Source organism: Actinomadura sp. GC306 (genome assembly GCF_004348665.1).
GTDB lineage: Bacteria > Actinomycetota > Actinomycetes > Streptosporangiales > Streptosporangiaceae > Spirillospora.
Map to the genome: position 1 here is coordinate 1 of NZ_SMKM01000089.1, position 22,439 is coordinate 22,439.

At 69.7% G+C, this 22,439-nt stretch carries 22 protein-coding genes and 1 pseudogene; 14 read left to right on the forward strand and 9 right to left on the reverse strand.

The features are described 5' to 3' along the window. Nucleotides 1–203: 203 nt before the first annotated feature. The 4 genes from E1200_RS15025 to E1200_RS15040 all read left to right on the forward strand — a co-directional run bounded on the left by E1200_RS15025 (nt 204) and on the right by E1200_RS15040 (nt 1,880). Nucleotides 204–1,112: a helix-turn-helix transcriptional regulator gene (locus E1200_RS15025; RefSeq protein WP_131952585.1), complete on the forward strand. Its 909-nt coding sequence runs from the start codon at nt 204–206 to the stop codon at nt 1,110–1,112. Continuing rightward, complete coding sequence (locus E1200_RS15030) at nt 1,102–1,305, forward strand: DUF397 domain-containing protein (protein ID WP_131952586.1); 204 nt, start codon at nt 1,102–1,104, stop codon at nt 1,303–1,305. Before E1200_RS15025 ends, E1200_RS15030 begins: the two co-directional genes overlap by 11 nt. Before the next feature lie 82 nt (nt 1,306–1,387). Beyond that, entirely contained in the window at nt 1,388–1,597 is a 210-nt protein-coding gene (locus E1200_RS15035) for a DUF397 domain-containing protein (RefSeq protein WP_131952587.1), read from the forward strand. A gap of 88 nt (nt 1,598–1,685) precedes the next feature. After that, the gene (locus tag E1200_RS15040) at nt 1,686–1,880 is read left to right on the forward strand and encodes a DUF397 domain-containing protein (RefSeq protein WP_347813221.1); all 195 of its coding nucleotides are present in this window, start codon (nt 1,686–1,688) and stop codon (nt 1,878–1,880) included. Nucleotides 1,881–1,903: 23 nt separating this feature from the next. On the opposite strand, the gene E1200_RS15045 is transcribed toward E1200_RS15040, so the two are convergent. The 3 genes from E1200_RS15045 to E1200_RS15055 all read right to left on the reverse strand — a co-directional run bounded on the left by E1200_RS15045 (nt 1,904) and on the right by E1200_RS15055 (nt 4,396). Next, the gene (locus tag E1200_RS15045; protein ID WP_131952589.1) at nt 1,904–2,767 is read right to left on the reverse strand and encodes an SDR family NAD(P)-dependent oxidoreductase; all 864 of its coding nucleotides are present in this window, start codon (nt 2,765–2,767) and stop codon (nt 1,904–1,906) included. Beyond that, nucleotides 2,758–3,738, reverse strand: a complete 981-nt coding sequence (locus tag E1200_RS15050) for an alpha/beta hydrolase (protein ID WP_131952590.1) — start codon at nt 3,736–3,738, stop codon at nt 2,758–2,760. The genes E1200_RS15045 and E1200_RS15050 overlap by 10 nt, the downstream gene beginning before the upstream one ends. A 295-nt stretch (nt 3,739–4,033) precedes the next feature. Then, nucleotides 4,034–4,396 carry a nuclear transport factor 2 family protein gene (locus E1200_RS15055; RefSeq protein WP_131952591.1) on the reverse strand — a complete coding sequence of 121 codons (363 nt, stop codon included), beginning with the start codon at nt 4,394–4,396 and terminating at the stop codon, nt 4,034–4,036. Between the two features lie 53 nt (nt 4,397–4,449). Between E1200_RS15055 and E1200_RS15060 the strand changes: the two genes are divergently transcribed. Then, entirely contained in the window at nt 4,450–5,016 is a 567-nt protein-coding gene (locus E1200_RS15060; RefSeq protein ID WP_131952592.1) for a thioredoxin family protein, read from the forward strand. Between the two features lie 79 nt (nt 5,017–5,095). Here E1200_RS15060 and E1200_RS15065 read toward each other — a convergent pair whose 3' ends face one another. Both E1200_RS15065 and E1200_RS15070 read right to left on the reverse strand, forming a co-directional pair. Further along, nucleotides 5,096–6,001, reverse strand: coding sequence for a hypothetical protein (locus tag E1200_RS15065; RefSeq protein WP_131952593.1), 906 nt, complete (start codon nt 5,999–6,001; stop codon nt 5,096–5,098). Nucleotides 6,002–6,302: 301 nt separating this feature from the next. After that, nucleotides 6,303–8,393: a DNA topoisomerase IV subunit B gene (locus E1200_RS15070; RefSeq protein ID WP_131952594.1), complete on the reverse strand. Its 2,091-nt coding sequence runs from the start codon at nt 8,391–8,393 to the stop codon at nt 6,303–6,305. Nucleotides 8,394–8,619: 226 nt separating this feature from the next. On the opposite strand from E1200_RS15070, the gene E1200_RS15075 reads away from it, so the two are divergent. The 4 genes from E1200_RS15075 (at nt 8,620) to yaaA (ending at nt 11,943) form a co-directional block, all read left to right on the forward strand. Beyond that, complete coding sequence (locus tag E1200_RS15075) at nt 8,620–9,522, forward strand: ABC transporter ATP-binding protein (RefSeq protein WP_131952595.1); 903 nt, start codon at nt 8,620–8,622, stop codon at nt 9,520–9,522. Further along, nucleotides 9,519–10,592 carry an ABC transporter permease gene (locus E1200_RS15080; protein ID WP_131952596.1) on the forward strand — a complete coding sequence of 358 codons (1,074 nt, stop codon included), beginning with the start codon at nt 9,519–9,521 and terminating at the stop codon, nt 10,590–10,592. The genes E1200_RS15075 and E1200_RS15080 overlap by 4 nt, the downstream gene beginning before the upstream one ends. Before the next feature lie 119 nt (nt 10,593–10,711). Further along, the gene (locus E1200_RS34825) at nt 10,712–10,942 is read left to right on the forward strand and encodes a hypothetical protein (RefSeq protein ID WP_131952597.1); all 231 of its coding nucleotides are present in this window, start codon (nt 10,712–10,714) and stop codon (nt 10,940–10,942) included. A gap of 254 nt (nt 10,943–11,196) precedes the next feature. Beyond that, nucleotides 11,197–11,943, forward strand: a complete 747-nt coding sequence (yaaA, locus tag E1200_RS15090) for a peroxide stress protein YaaA (protein WP_131952598.1) — start codon at nt 11,197–11,199, stop codon at nt 11,941–11,943. Nucleotides 11,944–11,972: 29 nt separating this feature from the next. Here yaaA and E1200_RS15095 read toward each other — a convergent pair whose 3' ends face one another. From E1200_RS15095 to E1200_RS15110, 4 genes are all read right to left on the reverse strand, one after another. Continuing rightward, nucleotides 11,973–12,998, reverse strand: a complete 1,026-nt coding sequence (locus E1200_RS15095; RefSeq protein ID WP_131952599.1) for a hypothetical protein — start codon at nt 12,996–12,998, stop codon at nt 11,973–11,975. A 162-nt stretch (nt 12,999–13,160) separates the two neighbouring features. After that, nucleotides 13,161–14,846, reverse strand: coding sequence for an RNA polymerase sigma factor (locus E1200_RS15100; RefSeq protein ID WP_131952600.1), 1,686 nt, complete (start codon nt 14,844–14,846; stop codon nt 13,161–13,163). 251 nt (nt 14,847–15,097) lie between these two features. Next, entirely contained in the window at nt 15,098–17,233 is a 2,136-nt protein-coding gene (locus E1200_RS15105; protein WP_131952601.1) for a SpoIIE family protein phosphatase, read from the reverse strand. A 376-nt stretch (nt 17,234–17,609) separates the two neighbouring features. Then, nucleotides 17,610–18,188, reverse strand: a complete 579-nt coding sequence (locus E1200_RS15110) for an HhH-GPD-type base excision DNA repair protein (RefSeq protein WP_131952602.1) — start codon at nt 18,186–18,188, stop codon at nt 17,610–17,612. Between the two features lie 94 nt (nt 18,189–18,282). Here E1200_RS15110 and E1200_RS15115 point away from each other — a divergent pair, with 94 nt between their 5' ends. From E1200_RS15115 to E1200_RS15135, 5 genes and pseudogenes are all read left to right on the forward strand, one after another. Further along, nucleotides 18,283–18,987: a molybdopterin-dependent oxidoreductase gene (locus E1200_RS15115; protein ID WP_207933362.1), complete on the forward strand. Its 705-nt coding sequence runs from the start codon at nt 18,283–18,285 to the stop codon at nt 18,985–18,987. Continuing rightward, nucleotides 18,974–19,783, forward strand: a complete 810-nt coding sequence (locus tag E1200_RS15120; protein ID WP_131952603.1) for a cytochrome b/b6 domain-containing protein — start codon at nt 18,974–18,976, stop codon at nt 19,781–19,783. The genes E1200_RS15115 and E1200_RS15120 overlap by 14 nt, the downstream gene beginning before the upstream one ends. 125 nt (nt 19,784–19,908) lie before the next feature. Further along, a complete protein-coding gene (locus E1200_RS15125) occupies nt 19,909–20,157 on the forward strand; it encodes a hypothetical protein (RefSeq protein ID WP_131952604.1) in 249 nt (82 codons plus the stop codon). A 147-nt stretch (nt 20,158–20,304) separates the two neighbouring features. Beyond that, nucleotides 20,305–21,834 (forward strand): hypothetical protein, encoded by a 1,530-nt coding sequence (locus tag E1200_RS15130; RefSeq protein WP_165950319.1) that lies wholly within the window; start codon nt 20,305–20,307, stop codon nt 21,832–21,834. Between the two features lie 99 nt (nt 21,835–21,933). After that, a pseudogene (locus E1200_RS15135) lies at nt 21,934–22,439 on the forward strand (SseB family protein); the annotation flags it as partial.

Consider the following 22,439-nt stretch of genomic DNA (forward strand, 5'->3'; position numbering starts at 1 on the left):
CCCCACACCACCCGGCACCTGCCACACCACGACCACCACCATCCGATCCGTGACAATAAAGACACCCTGAGTGATGCCTCCGCCCCGCATCGTGGACGGGGCTGGGGAAGATCGCAAGTAGAAATGAAAAATTCCATCCTAGAATCCAGCCCAGCTTCCCGAAAACCGCGCGGGATGCGTAGCCGACGCGGCACACTCGGTACATGCCTGAACGTCGCCCCACGATCCGTGAGCGCAGGCTCGCCGCCGAACTGCGCCGCCTGCGGGAACGGTCGACCCTTCGGCTGGACCAGGTCGTCGTGGTACTGCAAGAGCGAGGAGCGGGACGATGGTCCACCCCAAAGCTGTCCCGTATCGAGACGGCAGCTCAGGGGATCAAACCGGCAGATGTGGACCATCTATGCGACGTCTACAATGCAGCGCCCGAGAAGCGCGAGGCGCTGCTCACTCTTGCCCGCTCGGCACGCCAACGCGGCTGGTGGGACGCCTATGCGGACACAATCCACACCGACTACGCGTCCTACATCGAGCTCGAAGCCGAGGCCAGTTCCCTCCGCTGCTACAACGCACTAATGATCAACGGGCTGCTGCAGACCGACGAGTACGCGCACGAGATCATCCGGGTGGGCCTGATGCAGTTTGCTCCGCTCTCGGAGGTAGACCGCCGTGTCGAAATCCGCAAGACACGGCAGGGACGCCTTCTCGCCCAAGACCTTGGCCCGCTGCGCGTTTGGTCGATCATCGACGAAGCCGCCCTCAGCCGTACGATCGGCAGCCCGGACATCATGGCGCGGCAGTGCGAGCACCTACTCGAACTCTCAGAGAATCCCAATGTGGTACTGCAGGTCCTCCCCTTCGCCGCTGGCGCCCATCCAGCCACGACCGGCGCGTTCGTCCACATGGAGTTCCCCGAGCGACACATGCCTGACGTCGTCTACCTCGACGGACTGACGAGTGCCCTCTATATCGAGGACGATGCCCAGGTTCACACCTACTCCCTCGCGTTCAACCAGCTCGCGATGACGGCTCTCGGAGCGGACGAGTCGCTGGACATGATCTCTGGACTAGCCAAACAGCATCGAAGGCGACATATTGGTGCCGATGAGCACTGAGACGGACACCCCCATATGGCGCAAGAGTTCCCGTTCAGCGCAGGGGGCTGATTGTGTAGAGGTCGCAACGTTCTTGGGCACGCACGCGGTACGCGACTCCAAGAACCCACGCGGCGCCGTTCTCACCTTCACCCCCTCCGACTGGACAAACCTCCTCAACGCCATCAAGGCAGGCACACACGACCTCCCCTGATCAGCTTCCGACGACAGGACCACCCGCGTGCGCTCGCACTCTCCGCCGAGGCGGAGCCGTGACCGCCACCTAAGGGGACCGGATGAGCCGAACGACTTGGAACGCAACCGTCTGGCGTTCGAGTAGCTATTCCCGACCCGCTGGTACCGATTGCGTCGAGGTCGCCGGGCTGGCCGGGCACTGCGCCGTCCGGGACTCCAAGAACCCGGCAGGCCCCGTCCTGACGCTCACCCGTGACGGGTGGGCCACCCTCCTCAACACGATCAAGACAGGCGAACACGACTTGCGGTGACCGAGACATGCCCGAAAACGACGGATACGTAGCACCCACTCCGGACAGTTGGCGGAGAAGCTCGCACTCAGCCCAAGGGGCGGACTGCGTGGAGGTCGCCACCTGGCGTACGAGCAGCCACTCGCAAGGCGGCGGGACGGAATGTGTCGAGGTCGCCGGGATGGCCGGGCGCTGCGCCGTCCGGGACTCCAAGGACCCGGCAGGCCCCGTGCTGGCGCTCACCCGTGATGAGTGGGGCAGCCTTCTCAACGCCATCAAGACCGGCGTCCACGACTTGCGCTGATCGGCCCGAGCCACCGCCTTTGGCTACTGGACGATGGCTTTGTTGAAGGTGGGTGGGGCGCCCAGGGTTTCGCGGTGGGAGCGGGGGCGGGTGCCGTCGGTGTCCAGGACGCGGAGTTCTTCGCCCAGTTCGGCGCCGATCAGGACTTGGCCGGTTCGGTCCATCAGGTTCGGATCGCGGGCGAGGGCGTCGATCAGGCGGCCGGTGAATTCCGGGGACTCGGCGTTGGCCGCGAATGCCTCATAGCGGTCGGGGGCGCCGTCGAACAGGGCCCTGGTCCGCTCTGTCTTCAGCAGGCCCATCCAGAGGGAGATGACGGCGACGTTGTAGGGCCTGAAGTCGACCGCCATGTCGTGGGCCATTTTGTCCACCGCGGCCTTGCCCGCGCCGTACGCCGGGCCGTGCATGTAGCAACGGCCACCGAAGGACGAGGTGTTGACGATCAGGCCGGCGTTGTTCCTGATGAGCAGGGGTGCCGCGTAGTAGCTGGCGACGTAGGCGGAACGCATTCCCACGTCGAACATGTCCTGGAGGGCGAGCGACTTCTCCCAGAAGGGGCCCTTGCGGGGCAGGTCCGGGTGGATGGCGAACGCATTATTGACGAGGACGTCCAGCGCGCCGTGCTCTCGCTCCACCTGCTTGAACAGGGCCTCGACCTGGTCGTCCCGGGAGTGGTCGCAGATCACCGGGATGCCGGTGCCACCCCGCTTGTCGATCTCCGCCGCCGTTTCGTAGACCGTGCCCGGCAGGTTCGTCTCGCCCCCGGCAGCAGTACGTCCCGTGACGTAGACGGTCGTGCCGGCCTCGCCCAGTGCCAGCGCGATGCCCTTCCCGGCGCCTCGGCTGGCCCCGGTGACCACCGCCACGCGGCCTTCGGTTAGGCCCATCCCGCCTCCCTCCCGTCGGCCAGGAACTCCAGCATGGCCGCTGTCGTCTCGGCGGGCTTCTCCATCTGCATCATGTGCCCGGCATTCTTGATCATCCGTACTTCGCGTACGTCGTCGTGGTGCTGCGCCAGCTTGGTCAAGGGATCGGCTCCGTGCCAGGCTTCCAGGTCGACGTCCTGCTCGCTCCCGATGAAGTAGAAGGGCACCGGGTTCTTCCTGCCTGCGTACGACTTGCGGTACTCCCAGGAGAGGTCCATCGCGCGGTACCAATTCAGGGCGCCGGTGAAACCGCTGCGGCTATAGGCCGCCACGTAGAAGTCGAGTTCCGCTTCGGTCAGCCACGGCCACGGAAGCGGCGGCGTCTCCGGCAGGGCGTCGATATAGGACGTGCCCGGAGGCTGCCGCCATACGTCGAGATAGTGGTAGTCGCTGGAGAGCGCGTAGAACAGCTTGCGCAGGAACTCGCCTGGCGCCGCGTCCAGATCACGATCCGCCACGCCCGGGGCACTGAAGTAGTGAATGTGGTTGAAGTGCCGTCGGGCCTGCCGGGCGGCCAGCGCCAGCGGCGGCTCCTCGCTCGGCGTGATGAACGGGTTCTCCAGGCCGATGATCGCGGCGATCCGCTCGGGATGGTGGTAGGCGAGGTCATAGGCGGCGAACAGTCCGAAGTCCAGGCCGCTGAACACCGCCTTCTCCTCGCCCAGATGGTCGAGGAGACCGACCACGTCCGCAACAATCCGGTCGACGCCGTACTCCTGCGGGTCGGCCGGGCCAGCGGTGTCCCCCATGCCTCGCATGTCGGGCGCCACGACACGGAAACCCGCCTCGGCGATCGGGCCGATCTGGTGCCGCCAACTGAACCACAGGTGCGGAAAGCCGTGCAGCAGGACGACGAGCGGCCCCTGCCCCGCCTCCACGTAATGGACGTCGAGACCGTTGATCCTCGCGTACCGATGACTCCGGTCGACCACGCCGCGGCCCCTTCCACACTGGGCTGGGTAGAGCACGACTCTGCAGGACGGCGGGCGGCACCGGCACCGGACGTCCCGGTGAGCGGGAGAGCCCACTACGCCACCCGGCGCCCGTCTCCGGCAGGCCGCGCCGGCCGACTCAGCCACCCGCCCGGCCCCCAACGCCCTCGGCCGCTCGAACCCAAAGGCGTCCAACCGGACGCTGCAGGGACAGGAGGCGTCCGTCGCGGGCCGGCCACCGCGGTCACCTGGCGGGGGCCGCTCCCGCCGCGCGACCGAGACCCCGGACGGCCCCTCAGGTCTCGATGTCGTCTGGGCCCCAGTGGGCGTCCATGCGGGTGATTTTGCCGTCGGCGTTGAAGGTCATGACGTCGATGGCGCGGATTCGCATGCCCGGGATGTCGACGGTGAAGGCCATGGCCGCCCGGTCGCCGTGCGAGCCGCGGATCGGGCCGTCGAGGCTGAGCTTGGCGCCGCCGGCGATGGCGTTGGTGTAGAACTCCTCGATCGCGGCGCGGCCGGTGAGCGGCGGGGTGCCCACCGGGTCCTCGAGGACGGCGTCCTCGGCGTAGAGGCCGGATATGGCAGCCGCGTCGCCGTTGTTGAAGGCGTCGACGTAGGTCTGGAGGACCTGCTTCATGTGCTCCTGAGACGACATGGGCGAAGCCTAGCAAGCGGTCGCTTGGGGCCGCGGTGCAGGATGATGGGCGCATGGCTATCGCATCGTTCATGGTCCCGCTCGGTTCACCGGTCCCCGCGTTCCGGCTCCCGTCGATCGAGGGCGCAGCCGTGTCGGAGGCGGACTTCGCGGAGGCGTCCGCGTCGCTGGTGGTCTTCCTGTCCAACCACTGCCCGTACGTGCGGCGCATCGAGGACGCGATCGGCATCGTCACCGCGGAGTACGCGGCCAGGGGGCTCGCCACCGTCGCCGTGTGCAGCAACGACGTCTCCAAGTACCCGGACGACGATGCCGACCACCTGCGTGAGCAGGCCAAGCGTGCCGGCTTCCACTTCCCGTACCTGGTGGACGAGACCCAGGAAACAGCGAAGGCGTTCAAGGCCGCCTGCACGCCGGATTTCTTCCTGTACGACCGGGGCGGCCGGCTCGCCTACCGGGGCGAGTTCGATGGGGCGCGGCCCCGGAACGACGTGCCGTCCGATGGCGCCACGCTGAGGACGGCCCTGGACCTGGTGCTCGCGGGCGAGGCCGTCCCCGAACCGCACACGCCCAGCCTCGGCTGCGGCATCAAGTGGAAGCCCGGAAACGAGCCGGTGTAACTACAAAAGACCTTGTAATCACACCGGCTGAATCACACGGGCTGAATCACACGGCCGGTAACGACGCCGTCCGAATTCGTCAGACCTGCGGGGCGGAGTCGGGGCGCCAGTGGGCCCGGAGCGCGGCGAGTGCCTTGCCGCGGCGGGGAAAGGAGCCGTCCAGGACGAGAACCGCGCCGTTGGCCAGGCCGATCCGGACGATCCTGTCCGCCCCGCCGTTCGGTTTCGCGATGGCCTGCTCGTCAACGGTGACGACCTGCTGCTGAGGAATGGCGTGCAGGCCGTCCTGTTCCCAGACCAGCCCCTGGGCGTACAGGTAAAGCGCGCCGACCGGTGGACCGCCGTGCCGCAGGACAAGGGTCAGGGTCAGCAGAAGGGCGCTCGGAATGAGGACGAGAAGCCCGAGGAAGATCCCGTCCAGAATGACGAGGGTCAGCACGCCTGCCAGCACGGTCCCGCTCAGGCAGCCGCGAAAGGTCGCCGCCGGGAACGGCGGCCGGACGTAGACGTCGATCCACGGTCCGAACCCGTACCGAGCGGCCAGTTCGTCGGCCTGCCGGTCGCGTTCCAAGGAGTGTCCGGCGACCTCGCCACTCCGGACCCCGTGCAGCCGCAGCGTCATACGGCGCAGCAGCAGGCGCACGACGAAGGCCGTGACGACCGCGAGAACGAGCCCGGCCAGGATCAGCGCCCACGAATGCCCCTCGTCCCCGGCCACGAGCGCCCGCACCGCGCCGATGATCAGGAACAGTCCGCCCACCTGGACCGCGAGCAGCATGGCCTCGGCGGGACGGAGCGCCTCAAGCGTCCAGGACGTCGCGACCGCCAGCCCGACGGTGGCGACGCTCGCCACGACCACCAGGAGCAGCGCGAGCAGGTTGGGCGGATCGGAACGAGCCGAATAGCGCATGGCGAACATGGCGCACACCAGGGCGCACACCGCTACGAGCAGTCCGAGCACGAGCAGATGACGCGTCCTTGCCATACCCGGCCGCCCTTCCACGATTGAGCCACCTCTGTGCAACAGAACCGGCGGCCAAGCATTCCACTTCGGAAGTGGAAATGGCGTACATAGGGTCTAGTAGCTACCAAAGTGAGATCATTCCGACGGCGTCCGGCGGCCATCGGACGCGCGAACCCTCGGTCCGGTAATGGGCGCGGGAACCGTTGCGGGCAGCCACGCGACGGCTCTCGGCATCCAGGGCGAGCCGCGCCGCGCTCCACGACGCGTCGGACGGCGCGGCACTCTTCGCCTGAGCCGGAACTCCCGGTGCGGCGGCCGCCGGCTAGACGTCGATGCGTTCGGCGTCCAGTTCGGAGGCGCCGGCGGTGATGAACGCTCGGCGCGGCGCCACGTCGCTGCCCATCAGCAGGTCGAAGATGTTGGCGGCTTCCTCGGCGTCCTCTATGCGGATGCGGCGCAGGATGCGGTGGCGCGGGTCCATGGTGGTCTCGGCGAGCTGGTCGGCGTCCATCTCACCGAGGCCCTTGTACCGCTGGACGGGCTCCTTCCAGCGCTGGCCCTTGCGCTCGAACTCGACGAGCTTGCGGGTGAGTTCGCCGTCGCTGTAGCAGTAGACGTACTTGTCCTGGCCCTTCTTGGGCTTGGTCAGCTCGATGCGGTGCAGCGGCGGGACGGCCGCGTACACGCGTCCCTCCTCCAGCATCGGCCGCATGTAGCGGTAGAGCAGGGTCAGCAGCAGGCAGCGGATGTGGGAGCCGTCGACGTCGGCGTCCGCCATCAGGATGATGCGGCCGTAGCGGGCCACGGTGCTGTCGAAGGTGCGGCCCGAGCCGGCCCCGATGACCTGGATGATCGCGGCGCACTCGGCGTTCTTGAGCATGTCGGCGACGGACGCCTTCTGCACGTTGAGGATCTTGCCGCGGATCGGCAGCAGCGCCTGGAACTCGGAGTCGCGGGCCAGCTTGGCGGTGCCGAGCGCCGAGTCGCCCTCGACGATGAACAGCTCGCTGCGGTCGTCGGCGGTGCGGCAGTCGACGAGCTTGGCCGGGAGCGCGGAGTTCTCCAGCGCGTTCTTGCGGCGCTGGTTGTCGCGCTGGGTGCGGGCGGCGATGCGGGTCTTCGCGGCGCCGACGATCTTCTCCAGGACCGCGCGCAGCGGCTGCTTCTGGCCGCGCGGCGGGTTCTCGAAGATCTGGCGCAGCTCGCGCGTGACGACCTGGGAGACGATGCGGGTGGCCGCGGAGGTGCCGAGGACCTCCTTGGTCTGGCCCTCGAACTGCGGCTCGGGCAGCCGGACCGTCACCACGGCGGTGAGGCCCTCCAGGACGTCCTCCTTGATGACGTCCTCGTCGCCGTTCTTCAGCAGGCGGGTGGCGCGGAGCTGCTCGTTGATCACCTTGAGCACGGCACGGTCGAAGCCGCGCACGTGCGTGCCCCCCTTGGGGGTGGCGATCACGTTGACGAACGACTTGGTGACGGTGTCGTAGCCGCTCCCCCAGCGCAGGGCGATGTCGACCTCGAGGTCGCGTTCCACGTCGGTGGGGGTGAGGTGGCCCTGGTCGTCCAGGACGGGGACGGTCTCGGTGAAGTGCCCGCGGCCCTGGAGCCGCAGGACCTCGATGATGGGCGCGTCCTTGGAGAGGTACGTGCAGAACTCGCCGATGCCGCCGTCGAACCGGAACGTCTCGTCGAGGACCTCTTCGCCGCGCTCGTCGCGGACGTCGATGGTCAGGCCGGGGATCAGGAACGCGGTCTGGCGCATCCGGTCCAGGACGAGGGCCTGGTCGACCGTGGCGTCCTTCAGGAAGATCTGGAGGTCCGGCCAGAAGCGGACACGGGTGCCGGTGACCTTCTTGGCGACCTTGCGGACCTGCCGGACGCCGGACTTCTTCTTGAACCGGGCGTTCGGGCGCCCGTCGTCGGCGAACTCGCCGGGCAGGCCGCGCCGGAAGCTGATCGCGTGGGTGTGGCCGTCGCGGTCGACCTCCACGTCCAGCCGGGCGGACAGCGCGTTGACCACGGAGGCGCCGACGCCGTGCAGGCCGCCGGACGCGGTGTAGGAGACCCCGCCGAACTTGCCGCCCGCGTGCAGCCGGGTCATGACCAGCTCGACACCGGGGAGCCCCGTCTTGGGCTCCAGGTCGACCGGGATGCCGCGGCCGTTGTCGGCCACCTCGAAGGACCCGTCGGCGTGCATCGTCACGCTGATGTGAGTGCAGTACCCGGCGAGGGCCTCGTCGACGCAGTTGTCGACGATCTCCCACAGGCAGTGGGCCAGGCCCCGGCTGTCGGTCGACCCGACGTACATCCCGGGTCGCTTGCGCACGGCCTCCAGGCCCTCCAGCACCGACAGGTGCCGGGCGGAGTAGCCGTGCGGGTCTTCGGTTGTCGCTTCGGCGGTCGCGGCGGTCAACGTGCGTGTGCTCCTCGGGGGTAGGACGGTCGGCAGAAGGGTACCCCCGGCCGCCGACAATCCACCGAAGGGCTCGCCGCCACCGACGTTGCGGCACGCTGGTGCGGCGGGCCCGGTTGACTGGCCAGGCTACCCGGCGCGGGCCCCGGCCCCTCCGACTTCCGGACGTGAAGCTCCGCCTTTGGGTGGGTGTGCTCCTCGGCACCGCGCCCCTATCGTCCTCCGCATGGCGCAAACGATCGAGGTCACGGGCCTACGCAAGCGGTACGGGGACGTCCGTGCGGTCGACGGGGTGACATTCGGTGTCCAGGAGGGCGAGTTCTTCGGGATCCTCGGCCCGAACGGCGCGGGGAAGACGACCGCCCTGGAGATCATCGAGGGGCTGCGGGAGGCCGACGAGGGCGAGGTGTCGGTGCTCGGCATGCCGCCGTGGCCGCGCAACCCCAAGCTGCTGCCGCGGATCGGCGTACAACTGCAGTCGTCGTCGTTCTTCGAGCGGCTGACGGCGCGCGAGCAGCTCCGGACGTTCGGCTCGCTCTACGGCGTCCCCTCCGGGAAGAGCGACGCGATGCTGGAGCTGGTCGGGCTGGACGAGAAGGCCGACGTCCCCGTGGAGAAGCTCTCGGGCGGGCAGGCGCAGCGCCTGTCCATCGCCTGCGCGCTCGTCCACGACCCGGAGGTCGTGTTCCTGGACGAGCCGACCGCCGCCCTGGACCCGCAGGCACGCCGCAACCTGTGGGACTTCCTGCGCCAGATCAACACGGAGGGCCGCACGGTCGTCCTGACCACGCACTACATGGACGAGGCGGAGATCCTCTGCGACCGCGTCGCCATCATGGACGCGGGCCGGATACTGCGGCTCGGCGCGCCGGCGGTCCTGGTCCGCGGCCTGGACGCCCCGGCCAGGATCAGCGTGGCCAGCGGCGTCCTCACGGTGGAGGACGCGCGGCTCCTGCCCGGAGCGGACGAGGCCGCCGACGACGGGGTCTCGCTGACCATCTCCACCCGCGACCCGTCGGCCGTGGTCGCGGCCATGGCGGGCAAGGAGGCGCTCGACGGGGTCCAGATCCGCGGCGCCACGCTTGAGGACGTCTTCCTGGAGGTCACCGGACGGGAGTACCGGCCATGAGCACCTACCAGAGCTTCAAGAGCCTGTCCCATGCCATGTACCTCGGGTTCCGGCGGGACCGGACCGCCCTTTTCTTCACCGTCCTGTTCCCGCTGATGTTCCTGGTCATCTTCGGCGGGATCTTCAGCGGCCAGTCCACGCCCAGGGTGGAGGTGCTGCAGGTCGGCCAGGCGCCGATCCTGGAGCGGGCGCTCGCCCAGGGCGGCGACGAACTCGGCGAGGTCCTCAAGGTCACCGTGGCGCCCGACCGCGCGGCCGCGCTGCGCCAGGTGGAGGAGGGCGACGTGGCGGGCGCGGTGGAGCAGCGCGGGGACCGGCTGATCGTGCACTACTCCGCGGCCGACCAGGTCAGGGCGGGGACGGTGCGCGGGCTGATGAACTCGATCATCCAGGCGGCGAACCAGTCCGCCACCGGCGAGCCCCCCGCCTACACGCTCGCCACCCAGCAGGTGGAGGACGACTCCCTCAAGGCCATCCAGTTCTTCACACCCGGCCTGCTGGGCTGGGCGCTGGCGTCGGCGGCCGTCTTCGGAGCGTCCCAGACGCTCGTGACATGGCGGACCAAGGGAATCCTGCGCCGCCTCCAGCTCTCCCCTGCCCCGATCCCCACCGTGTTCGCCGCGCGGGTCGCGGTAAGCCTCGCCATCGCCCTCGTGCAGTTCGCGCTGTTCGTGCTCGTGGCGCGGCTCCCCATGTTCGGACTGCGGCTGGAGGGCGCCTGGTGGATGGCGATACCGCTGCTGACGGCAGGCGTGCTCGCCTTCCTGTCGATAGGGATGATCGTCGGGGCATGGGCGAAGACCCAGGAGACGGCCAACGCGGTGACGCAGCTGATCGTCCTGCCCATGGCGTTCCTGGGCGGCTCGTTCTTCCCCCTGGACCAGGCCCCGGGCTGGATGCAGACGCTGTCGTACATCTTCCCGCTGCGCTACCTGAACGAAGGCATGCTGAATGTGATGAGCCGCGGTCTCGGACCCGGGTCCGTCCTCCCCCAAATGGGCATCCTGGCGGCCGTCGCGGTGGCCGGTTCACTGATCGCCGTGCGGCTGTTCAGATGGGAGGCCCATTGATGTGACCTCGATCACTAATTGGCCCATTCTGCTGTGGGCGTACGAACAACCAGGTTGGGAACGTCCACGTCGGGTTAGATGTTGTCCTAAGTACCGACCCCGAGCATGAGGAAGGTGCCGTGACTGGAGCCCTTGCCCCAACCAAGCCGCTGACCGTCGCCGACCGATGCGACCGCTGCGGCGCTCAGGCCTACGTCCGTGCGGTCCTTGTAGGCGGCGGCGACCTTCTGTTCTGCGCCCACCACGGGCGCAGGTACTCAGAGGCGCTCCGTGCCAACGGGGCCGACATTCAGGACGAGACCGACCGGCTCAACGAAACCTCGGCCACCGCTGCGGCCGAAGAGCGGTAGATCCCCATATAGCAGGAGCCATGAACGGCGGCCATCGGAGACGGTGGCCGCCGTTCGCCATTCCCGATAACTCCATTGAGTCATCGCATGGCTACCCATAGTTACAATCAGTGGCGAGGGTCACGCATTCGTCGCGGCCCTCACCCGCGACTGACATTCTTCATCCGGGCATGATGGGCGCTGACCTGCACAAGTCCCACGCGCCGCATCGGCGCCCGCACCACCGTCCCCGGAACACCGCCCATCGGAGAATCGTGCACATCCTGCTGCCGCCGTCGGAGAAGAAGGCCACCGAGGGGGACGGCCCGCCCGTCGACCTGGCGTCACTGAGCTTCCCCGGCCTCACCCCCGTGCGCGAGCGCCTCCTGGCGGCGCTCGGCGACGTGAGCCGGCACGCCGACGCGCCGAGCGTCCTCAAGCTGCCCGCGGGGCAGGCGGAAGAGGCCCTGGCCCGCAACAGGGAGCTGCGCGAGGCCGCCACACTGCCGGCCGCGCGCCTGTACACCGGCGTCCTCTACGACAACCTCGCCCTCGCCGACCTGGACGCCGCGGCCGCCGCCGATCAGATCATCGTCTTCTCGGGCCTGTGGGGTGCGCTGCGGCTCACCGACCGCGTCCCGCCGTACCGGCTCGCCATGGCGGTGTCCCTGCCCGCCACGGGCCGCCTGAGCGCGCTCTGGCGCCCGGCGATGCGGGAGGCGCTGCGGCTCGACGACGGCGGCCTGGTCGTCGACATGCGCTCCGGGCCGTACGCGTCCGTGTGGAAGGCCCGCCGGCCGGCGGTGGCGGTGCGGGTGTTCCGGGAACGGGTCGTCCGCGGCGAAACGCAGCGGACCGTGGTGAGCCACATGGCCAAGGCGACCCGCGGGCGGATCGCGCACGACCTGCTCAAGGCGGGCGCCGCACCGCGCACCCCCGACGAGCTGCTGAAGGCGGTGGCCGACCTCGGCCACACCGCGGAACTGAACGGCACGAACCTCGACGTCATCCTGCACGACTGAGCGGGCTCCCCGGCCCCGCCCGGCCCGGCTCAGGCCGTGAGGACGTTCAGATGGCGGCACGCCTTGCCGAACTGGCCCACCTCGTCACCGCCCAGATACGTCCAGGGAAGGCTGCTCGGCCGTCCGCGCGTCCGGAGCAGATGCTGCCGCGCCGGCCGGCGCGCGTCGGCGAAATGAAACGCGGCCCCGAACAGGTTGTGCGCCTCGATCGTCCGCGGGTGGGGACGGTCCCCCTCGAACCAGCCCCGCGCGGCGTCCTCCACCTCGCGGCGCTCCTCCGGGGAGAACCACGAGGACGCGCCTCGGATCATGCCCGACCGCTCCTGCACGAAGTACTCGAAGTAGGCGAGCGGGATCAGGGCGGCCCTGGGGTCCTCGCAGGAGGCCGCGCGCAGGGCGGCACGGGCGAAGCCGAACATCTCGTCCGTCAAGCCTCCCCACTGGGGCGACAGGCTTACGACCCGCGCCACATGAGCCCCGTACAGCGTCGGGCACCTCTGGCTCGCCTCCAGCCACAGGAAGTCCTTCTCCTCCCGTTCGAGGCCGAGGCCCAGGGCGTACCAGAGCATCGCCTCCCACGGGACGGGATCGTCCGGCCACAGTGCCGCCGCCCTCATCAGCGGATCGCGGGCGGACTGCATCGACCTCGTGTACGCGGTATAGCTCTTCGCCTGGACGGCACGAGCACGCGCCTCCGGACGGATCCGCCACGCCTCCTCCACCCGCGTACGGCCGAACCACAACCACAGGTCCGGATTGGACGGATCCTCCGCGGCGAGCGCCTCGACGTCCCCGCTGAAACCCACCGCGGCCCTCGCCAGCGCCTCGACCCGGACCGACCGCACCTCCGGATCATGACGGCTCTCGGCCAGCGCGTGCGCTCCGATGCGCAGGAGGCGGCGGTCCCGGACCGCATCGACCGCCCAGTCCAGGTCAGGATCGAGCCACGGACGGCCGCCCACCACCCGCAGCCGACGCGCGCGGACCGGGGAGGCCCTCACCCAGCCCTGCTCCACCGCACGTCCCGGGGCCCGGTCGAGGTCTGTCGATCCCATGGGCGTGACGATAGGGAGACGCGGGACGGCGCACGCTACCCCGGTGTTAAAAGAGCGTTACACGGCAACGACCGACGCGCGGACGGCTGCACGGAGACCCGCGGAGACGGTAAGGGCCCCGTCCAGCCGGACGAGGCCCTCCGCTCAAGTTCCGATCAGTGATCAGTCGAGGTAGTCGCGCAGCACCTGCGAACGGGACGGGTGACGCAGCTTCGACATGGTCTTGGACTCGATCTGCCGGATGCGCTCGCGCGTCACCCCGTAGACCTTGCCGATCTCGTCCAGCGTCTTCGGCTGGCCGTCGGTGAGGCCGAACCGCATCGAGACCACGCCGGCCTCGCGCTCGCTGAGCGTGTCCAGGACGGAGTGCAGCTGCTCCTGCAGGAGCGTGAAGCTGACCGCGTCCGCCGGGACGATGGCCTCGGAGTCCTCGATGAGGTCACCGAACTCGCTGTCGCCGTCCTCGCCCAGCGGGGTGTGCAGCGAGATGGGCTCGCGGCCGTACTTCTGGACCTCGACGACCTTCTCCGGGGTCATGTCGAGTTCCTTGGCCAGCTCCTCCGGGGTGGGCTCGCGGCCCAGGTCCTGGAGCATCTGCCGCTGCACGCGCGCCAGCTTGTTGATGACCTCGACCATGTGCACCGGGATGCGGATGGTGCGAGCCTGGTCGGCCATCGCGCGGGTGATCGCCTGCCGGATCCACCAGGTGGCGTACGTGGAGAACTTGTAGCCCTTGGTGTAGTCGAACTTCTCGACCGCGCGGATCAGGCCGAGGTTGCCCTCCTGGATCAGGTCCAGGAAGAGCATCCCGCGGCCCGTGTAGCGCTTGGCGAGCGACACGACCAGCCGGAGGTTGGCCTCCAGCAGGTGGTTCTTGGCGCGGCGCCCGTCCTCGGCGATCCACTCGAAGTCCTCGGTGTCCTCCGGGGACATCGCGGGGCCGTCGGCGGCGAGCCGCTCCTCGGCGAAGAGGCCCGCCTCGATGCGCTTGGCGAGCTCCACCTCCTGCTCGGCGTTCAGCAGGGGGACCTTGCCGATCTGCTTGAGGTAGTCCTTGACGGGGTCGGCGGTGGCGCCGGCGGCCGCGATCTGCTGCGCGGGCGCGTCCTCGTCGTCGTCGCCGAGGGTGAAGCCCTCCTCCTCGGAGGTGGGGGTGCCCTCGGTGGCCTGCTTGCCGGCGGGGACGGCCTTGGCCGCGGGCGCGGCCGGGGCCTCCTCCTCGGCCTCGGGGGCCTCTTCGACCTCGGGGGCGGCGTCGTCCTCGAGCTCGACGTCGAGGACGGCGAGGTCCTCGTCGAGCTCGACGTCGACCTCGTCCACCTCGGGGTCGTCGGCGGCCTTCTTGACGGGCTTGACCGGCGCCGCCTTCGCGGCCGGAGCCGCGCCCTTCTTGGCGGGTGCGGCCTTCTTGGCCTTGGCCCCCTTGGCGGCGGGCGCGGCCTTCTTGGGCGCGGGCTTGGCGGCCGGGCGCGGTGCGGGCGCGGCCTCCTCCGAGACGACCTCGGGAGCCGCGGCAGGCACCGCGTCGTCGCCGACGACGGCGGTCACCGTGTCGGGCTGCTCCTTGGCCGCCGCGGCGGTCCTGGGCCTGCGCGCCGGCGGCGTCCCGCGCTTTCGCGGACGCTTGGGCGCCGCGGAGTCGGCAGCGCTCACCATGACGGTCACACCCTCCTTGCTGAGGCTCCGCAGAATGCTGGAGGCCTTCGACACGGGGATGTCGGCCTCCTCGAACGTACGGCGTACGTCGTCGGCTTCGAGGTAACCCTGGGACCGTCCACGCTCGATCAGTTGCGCGATGACGTGATCGTGCAGATCTGACGCTTTCGAGGTCGAGCTAGCAGGCGACACAAATACCTCTCGAACGAACGTGTGGCTTGGTTGACCCAAGTGCCCTGACGGGCCCGGCCTCACACTGGGTGGGACCACACACGAAGCGGACCTCCCGGTGCGGGACCGCAGCGTACCCGTTCTCGCTGGGTCAAGCATTCTGGCACTGCTGCGCATCCCGCCTGTTGGGTCCTACCCCGTAACTCTCCACCTTAGAGGGCGCGGGGCGGTCCTTCGTACGTGCCGGGCCGTCTTCACGCGGCCGGCGGTGATTACACGGGTTCGGGCGGGACGTGCAGGGCGAGCACGGTCACATCGTCTACCTGCTCGTAGCCGGCAAGCATCCGATCGACCAGGAAGTCGACGAGTCTCTCGGGATCTCCTACCACTTCAGGTGGGGCGTCCGCCGCGACGGCGACGAGCTCGTCCAGCCCGGCGTCCACCCCACGCCTACGGTTCTCCACAAGTCCATCGGAATAAAAGACCACAGTGTTGCCGGTCTCGATGGAAAAACTTGTCTGCTGTCGCTGGCTCGGCCATCCGAGGGGCGTCCCAGGCTCGACCGTGCTGACGCGCGCGGGCGTGTCCGGGGAGATCAGGAGGGGTGGCGGGTGCCCCGCGTTGCTGAACGCGCCCTGCCCGGTCTCCGGGTCGATGACGGCGTAGGCGACCGTGGTGAATTGCTCCTCGTCCTCGGTGGCGCTGAACAGCCGGTCCAGGCCGGCCAGGACCGCGGCGGGCCGCGGATCGTTCAGCGCGAGGGCGCGCAGGGCGTTGCGGACGCGTCCCATTCCGGCCGCGGCGAGGACGCCCTTGCCCATGACGTCCCCGGCGGCGACGGCGAGCCGGTCGTCGGGCAGCCGGAACACGTCGTACCAGTCGCCGCCGACCTGGACGTGCCGCGTCGCGGGGTTGTAGCGGGCCGCGAGCACCATGCCCGGCAGCTGCGGGAGGTCGCTCGGCAGGAGGCTCCGCTGGAGCTCCTCCGCGGTCTTGTGCTCGCGCTCGAACAGCAGTGCCCGTTCCACCGCCAGGGCGCACTGCCCGGCGAGCGCCTCCAGGAAGACCCGTTCCTCCTCGGTGATCTCCCTGGGGCGGGTGAACGAGAAACGGAGCGCGCCGATGGGCGCGCCCGCCGCCAGGAGCGGCAGCCCCACCCAGGCACGCTCTTCGGTGTGCTGGGCGAACAGGTCCTTCTCGCCGTGGCCGAGCTGCAGGCGCAGGCTGTCGGGATGCTCGGCCAGAAACGGCCGGCTCTCCCGCACCGCGACCGACATCACGGTCTGGTCACCGACCCTGATCTCGTCCCGGGAGACGGGACCGGTCTCGCCTTCGGCGCCCTGCTGGGACGGCGCCACCACGCTGAGGCGGAGCTTGTCGTCGTCCAGCAGCGCCACGGCGGAGTAGTCGGCGCCGATGGCCGACCGCCCGACCTCGGTGATGACCTGGACGACCTGGGACACGGTCAGGGCCTCGGCGAGCATCGAGGTGGCCTGCTGGAGGCGCGCCGTGCGCAGCGCCGCCGCCGACAGCTGCTCGGTCAGCCGGCCGCGCATCTCCTCGGCCTCGCGCTGCCCGGTGACGTCGGTGTTGGCGCCGACCCATTCGATCACCGCGTCGCCCTGCCGGATGGGCACGGCCCGCACGTCGAAGTGCCGGTAGGTACCGCTCTTGGTGCGGATCCGGTAGTTGGTCTCGAAGACCCGGTTCTCCTCGACGCAGGCGTGCCAGGCGGCCTCGATCCGCGGCCGGTCCTCGGGGTGGACGACCGCGAGCCAGCCGCCCTCCGCGTAGTCGTCCGGCGCCTGCCCGGTGATCGCGCGCCATTCGGGCGCGTCGTCGATCACGCCGCCCGCCGGGGCGGCGACCCACACCACCTGGGCGCTCGCCTCCACGAGCGAGCGGTAGCGCTGCTCCTTACGGCGGATGACCTCCTCGGCCCTGCGCCGCTCCGTCACGTCCTGCGCGGTCAGCACGACGCCCAGGGGCTCACCCTCGGCGTCCTTCGCAGGCAGCCACGTGCAGGCCAGGATCCGCTCGTCGCTCCCTGGGGCCATGCCCGCCGTCTCTTCTGGCGCCGCGTCCGGGCCGGGCGGGACGACCAGATCCGAGTCGGTCAGCGAGCGGTCCTCGGCGATCACCTTGTGCAGGGCCGTCTCGAACGCCGTCGCCACCCCTTCGGGCAGCACCTCGGCGGGCCGGCGGTCCTGCAGATCGCGCACGGAAACGCCCAGGAGCCCGGCGAGCGCGTCGTTGGCCCGGCGGAAGCGCAGCTCACGGTCGAAGAACGCCAGGCCGCCCGGGGCCTGGGTCAGCAAGGTCGCGTACAGCGCGGCGTCGGACGCATCCATGGGCCGCCCCTCCACCCCAGAAACACGAGGATGCGGAACGGACGTCTCGGTGCTCATGGACAACACCTCCGCCCCAGAGGGTCCCGTACCGCGCGGCAAGTTTTCATCACTATGAGTGAATGGGAGCAGGCTAGCGCTCCCGCCTCCATCACAACACCGGTCGAAGTCAGGTACTCATCATCCCGATGGTTCGCCGAGTACGGAACCCCTGCTGAACATCCTCGTTCCCTTCGGTCCCAGACGAACGCGTCGGATTCGGACACCATCCCAGAGGGCGCGAAGACTGCCCGCCGGGACGGCGAGTAGGAGATGTTACGGCCCCCGCACACGGCAGGGCGTCAACCCAAGCGTGTTCGGGAGTGTTGGCAGGAACCCGTCCATGAGCGCCCCCCTGGAACAGCCGTTATCCCACCGGCCCGAGTCCAGGACAGGGTCACTTGGCCGGCTTGGTTCCCTTCTGCTCGGCCTTGAACGCCCGCACCTTGGCGAGGGACTCCGGCCCGGTGATGTCGGCCACGGAGCGGTGGGAGCCTTCTTCACCGTAGGCTCCGGCGGCCTCGCGCCAGCCTTCCGGGCGGATCCCGTACTGCTTGCCCAGGAGGGCCACGAAGATCTGTGCCTTCTGCTTGCCGAAGCCTGGGAGGGCGTGGAGGCGCTTGAAGAGGTCCTTGCCGTCGTCTGCGTCCAGCCAGATCTTCTCTGCGTCACCGTCGTAGTTCTCTACGAGGAACCGGCAGAGCTGCTGTACGCGCTTGGCCATCGAGCCCGGGTAGCGGTGGACGGCGGGCTTCTCCGACAGCAGTGCCGCGAAGCGCTCCGGGTCGTACGCGGCGATCTCGTGCGCGTCCAGGTCGTCGGAACCGAGCCGCTGGACGATGGTGTACGGGCCGGAGAACGCCCACTCCATGGGGACCTGCTGGTCCAGGAGCATGCCGACCAGCACGGCCAGCGGGCTGCGTCCGAGCAGGTCGTCGGCTTCCGGACGCTGGGCGAGGTGAACCTTCGTGACCATGCGCCCAGCTTAGGGCCGGGCCCGTTTCTGTCCGAAGTCTTACGGGATCGGCGGAAAGCTGGCGGGGCGCGGGCCGCGGTGTTCGAATGAACGCGTGAACGAGGAGGAGCGAACGGAGGGCAGCCCCATCGGCCGGCGGGTGGTGCTCGGGATGCTCGGCCTCGGCGCGGCGGGGGTCGCCGTGGGAGCGTCCGTTCAGGACAGTGTGAGCCGCGCCCTGGCGCCGGTCGGGCCGATCGGTGATGTGCTGCCCGCCGCCGGCGGCTTCCGCTACTACTCGGTGACCGGGAGCGTGAAGCGGCGCAGCCCCGCAACGCACCGTGTGACCGTCGGCGGTCTCGTCGACAAGCCCCAGGCGTTCGGCATGGCCGACTTGGCGCGGTTCCCGCAGACGGCGCTGGAGCGTGATTTCCAGTGCGTGACGGGGTGGCGCGTCCTGGACGTGGAGTGGGTCGGTGTCGTGCTGGCCGATCTCCTCGACGCGGTCGGAGTGTCGCCGAAGGCCCGTGCCGTGCAGTTCACGTCGTTCGACGGCGTCTATACCGAGTCGCTGACGCTGGACCAGGCGCTACGCCGGGACGTCCTTATCGCGACGCAGATGGAAGGCAAGCCGGTGACGCATGACCACGGTGGGCCGACGCGGCTCTACGTGGCACCCATGTACGGCTACAAGTCCCTGAAGTGGCTCAAGGGCATCAAGCTCACCGAAGAGCTCATTCCCGGCTACTGGGCGGGCCTGGGGTACGACCAGCACGCGTGGGTCGGGAAGTCGAACGGGCGCACCGATGCCCCAACGTGACGGGTCGCGACGTGATGAACCCCGACGTGATGGGTCCCCACCCGGCCCGCCTCTGGACGGTGCCGTCTCGGACGACGAGATCCTGCTGGAGCGGTTCACCGGAGCCGAACGGTTGATCCACCACATGACCGCACTGTGGATGCTGGTCTGCCTGGTGACCGCGGCGCTGCTGTACCTGCCGATGCTGTCGACGCTGGTGGGGCACCGGGAGCTGGTCAAGACCCTCCACGTGTGGTTCGGGTTCTCGCTGCCCGTGCCGATCGTGCTGGGTCTGCTCTCGCGCGCCTTCAGGGCGGACCTCAGGCGACTGAACAGGTTCGCCCCGCACGACTGGCAGTGGTTGCGGAGCGGCGACCGCAGAGTCGTGCGGTACGGGCGGGGCATCTATCCCGTGGGCAAGTTCAACGCGGGACAGAAGCTCAACGCCGCGTTCACCGCCGGCGCGATCCTGGTCATGCTCGGCACGGGCGAGATCATGACCTTCCCCGGCCCGTGGGGAGACCGGTGGCGGACGGGCGCCACCTTCGTGCACGACTGGCTCTTCCTCGCCATCGCGGTGGTGACGGTGGGGCATCTGTGGCAGGCGCTCCGGGACCGCGGCGCGTTGCAGGGGATGCTGACCGGAAGCGTTGATGCCGGCTGGGCGGCCCGGCACCACGCGGGCTGGGCGGAGGCGGTCCGTAAAACGTCCCGCGACGAGCCGAGTGCGCAGGTGGGGCGGGTGGCCGGGGATTCGGACGAACCCTCCGAAAAGGATCACTCAGAATTTGCCAAACGACCTCCCGGTATGTCTTGACTCTCCCGGCAAAAACGCTGGAATGGGGAATCGAGACGGGACGAGATGGTTCGGCCCGTACCCGCTCCCGTCTCGGCCGGCGGCATCCCCGTCCGCCGGAACCCCGTGCGCGGAGGTGTGCGCAGATGCCTGCACTGGCCGATCACCGGCGCGAGACCCGCGACGCACTCACACAGCGGCTCAGCGACGAGTTCACGACTTTCCCTAGGGACGCGGTCCACCGGTGCGTGGCCGACGTCCAAGCGTGCATGGCCCATCTGGGGCTGGAGGCCACGCCCGCCAGGGTCGAGCGGATGGCGCGGGAGCAGCTCACCGGGATCCTGAAGTCGGAGCCGCCCTCCGGGCGGGTCCCGGCGGCCGGACCCGACGGCTGACGTCCCGGACTTCGGTGACCTGGCCACCGTCCCCGCCGGATCTGAGAGGCTAGACGGGTGAGTCCCCGCAGCCGCCACCGCTCCTCCGGGGACCCGGGCCGGGACGGATCGACGCCCCCGGACGAGGTCTCGGCGATTTTCGACGGAATGCTGCGGCATGCCCGCGAACTGCTGGCGGTGCGCAGCCCCCTCGACGCCGAGCTCATCGTCAGCGAGATCCTCGGCTCCTGGTGGGGGCACCGCTTACCGGACGGGGACGTCGAGGAGGTCATCGGCGAGGCCCTCGTCGACTACGCGCACGCCGCCGGCACTCCGGCCGCGCTGGCCCTGCTGACGGGCATGGCCTACATGGGCACCCGCAGGCAGGCGGCCAAGGCCGAGCGCGCCGCCCTGGAGCTGATGGAGGGCGGCGTCGCCAGGCCGGGGTGGGCCGACCGCGTGGGGATGGTCGCCGCAGAGGGCTGCTACGTGTCCAGGGACGTCTTCGGCGACCAGGACTCCGTCATCTGCACCTACAGCTACGGCGGGGCAGACAGGCACGCCCTGGTCACCCTGGTCGACCGCAACAAGGCGGGTGCCGTGCAGACGGCGGGCGACGCGTCCGCCCCTGCCGGACGCCCGCCGGCGAGCGGGATGGTCAGGGACGCGTGGGTGTCGTCCCGGGTCGACAAGCTCCTCGACCACTGCCGCCGTGAGGGGCGCGACAACCCGCTGATGAGGTTCGAGGAACTCGACCCGCGCGACACCAAGGCGCTGCTCTGGAGCGCCCTGGATCTCACGGACGAGACCAATGATCCGCCGGTGAACGAGAACTTCGGCACCTACCACGCCTTCGTCCGGGCGCGGGTGGAGATCCTGCCGCCCGGCGGGCGGCTGCCCCAGCCGCCGGTGTACGGGGCCGACAGGCGCGCGACGATCGCCGCCCGGTTCCTCGCCTCGGACGAGGCGGAGGGCCTGTCGGACCGTTCGGCCGCCAGCCGTTGCGCCGACCTCATCATCGACTACGGCTGCGCCCACGACTTCGGGCGGCCGCTCCGCGTCAGCCCCGTCAAGAGCGAGATGTTCCTCCTCGACTGGCTGCCGAGAAAGGTTCTGCTGTCCCCGGCGGAACAAGAAGCCGTCCCCCACGTCCTGGCCGCGTGGGTGCGGTGGGCGGGCAAGCGCACGGGGCTTCCCGAAGAAGGCGTCAGGGCGACGTTGGACGCGCTCTGGGACGCCACCGGGAAGTTCGCCAAGGCGTACCGCGACCCGTCCGCATTCGGCCTCGACCGCGCCCTCGTCGACCGCCTGCTCCCCGACGGCGACCTGGAGGCCCTGCCGCGGCGGGCGTTCGCGCTGCCGTTCCTGTCCGGGGTCCACCGGCGGTCCGGGCGGCACGGGGTCATCGACCTGTCGAGACTGGACCCGGCCGACCCCGACGACCGCCGCGTCATCCTGGAGTTCGAGCACCCCGGCGCCGGCGAAGAACACCTCGCGGCGCACGAACGCCTCACAGACCGGCTGTGGCGCGGTGAGCCCCCGCAGCTGTGGGAGACCGCCCAGGCGCTCCTTGACGTCGGCTACGAGCGGCATGAGATCCTGCACCGGCTCATCGACGTCCTCGACCATCGCGGGGACGACCCGGAGGGCCTCCGCGAGGCACTGCGTGTCCTTCGTCACCAAGCCCCGCCCGAGTGAACTCCTGGTTTGCGCGCGGCGGTCCCGGCGACAATCATCGGGTCTCGGGCATGGTCTCGCGGGGGCACGGGGACCGGCCCCCGGTCGTAGGGAGTGATCTTGTTGGAGTGGTCCGAGTTCGCCCGGCGGCTGGGACGTGAGCTGGCCGGGCTCGAACGGGACACCATCCTCATCGTGCGCGAGCGCCTTGAGAGCCGCCACTACGTCCAGGCAATGCGCGAGCCCGACCGGCTCTACGCCGAGGCCGTCAGCAACAACTTCCTCGAAGGACCGCTGCTGCTCACCCCGGCCGACGAAGAGGTCATGAGCGAGGCGGGGTGGCGCCCGCCCACCGAGCCCGCCCCCCGCAACTGGTGGACGGAGCTGCCCGGATCGGGCATGCCGGGCGGGATGGCGGCGGTCACCGAGGCGGACTTCTCCCGGCTGGCGGACGTGATGGTCACCGCGCTGCGCGACGTCCAGGGCGTGCGGCGGCCGTCCGACCTGGTGTACGAGGCGTTCCACCGGCACGGGCCCGGCCTCATCGAGCTGCTCGACTTCGGCATCGACGTCGCCGACCTCAGCCGGGTGACGCAGCAGCGCTCCTCGTCCGGCCCGGCCCCCGG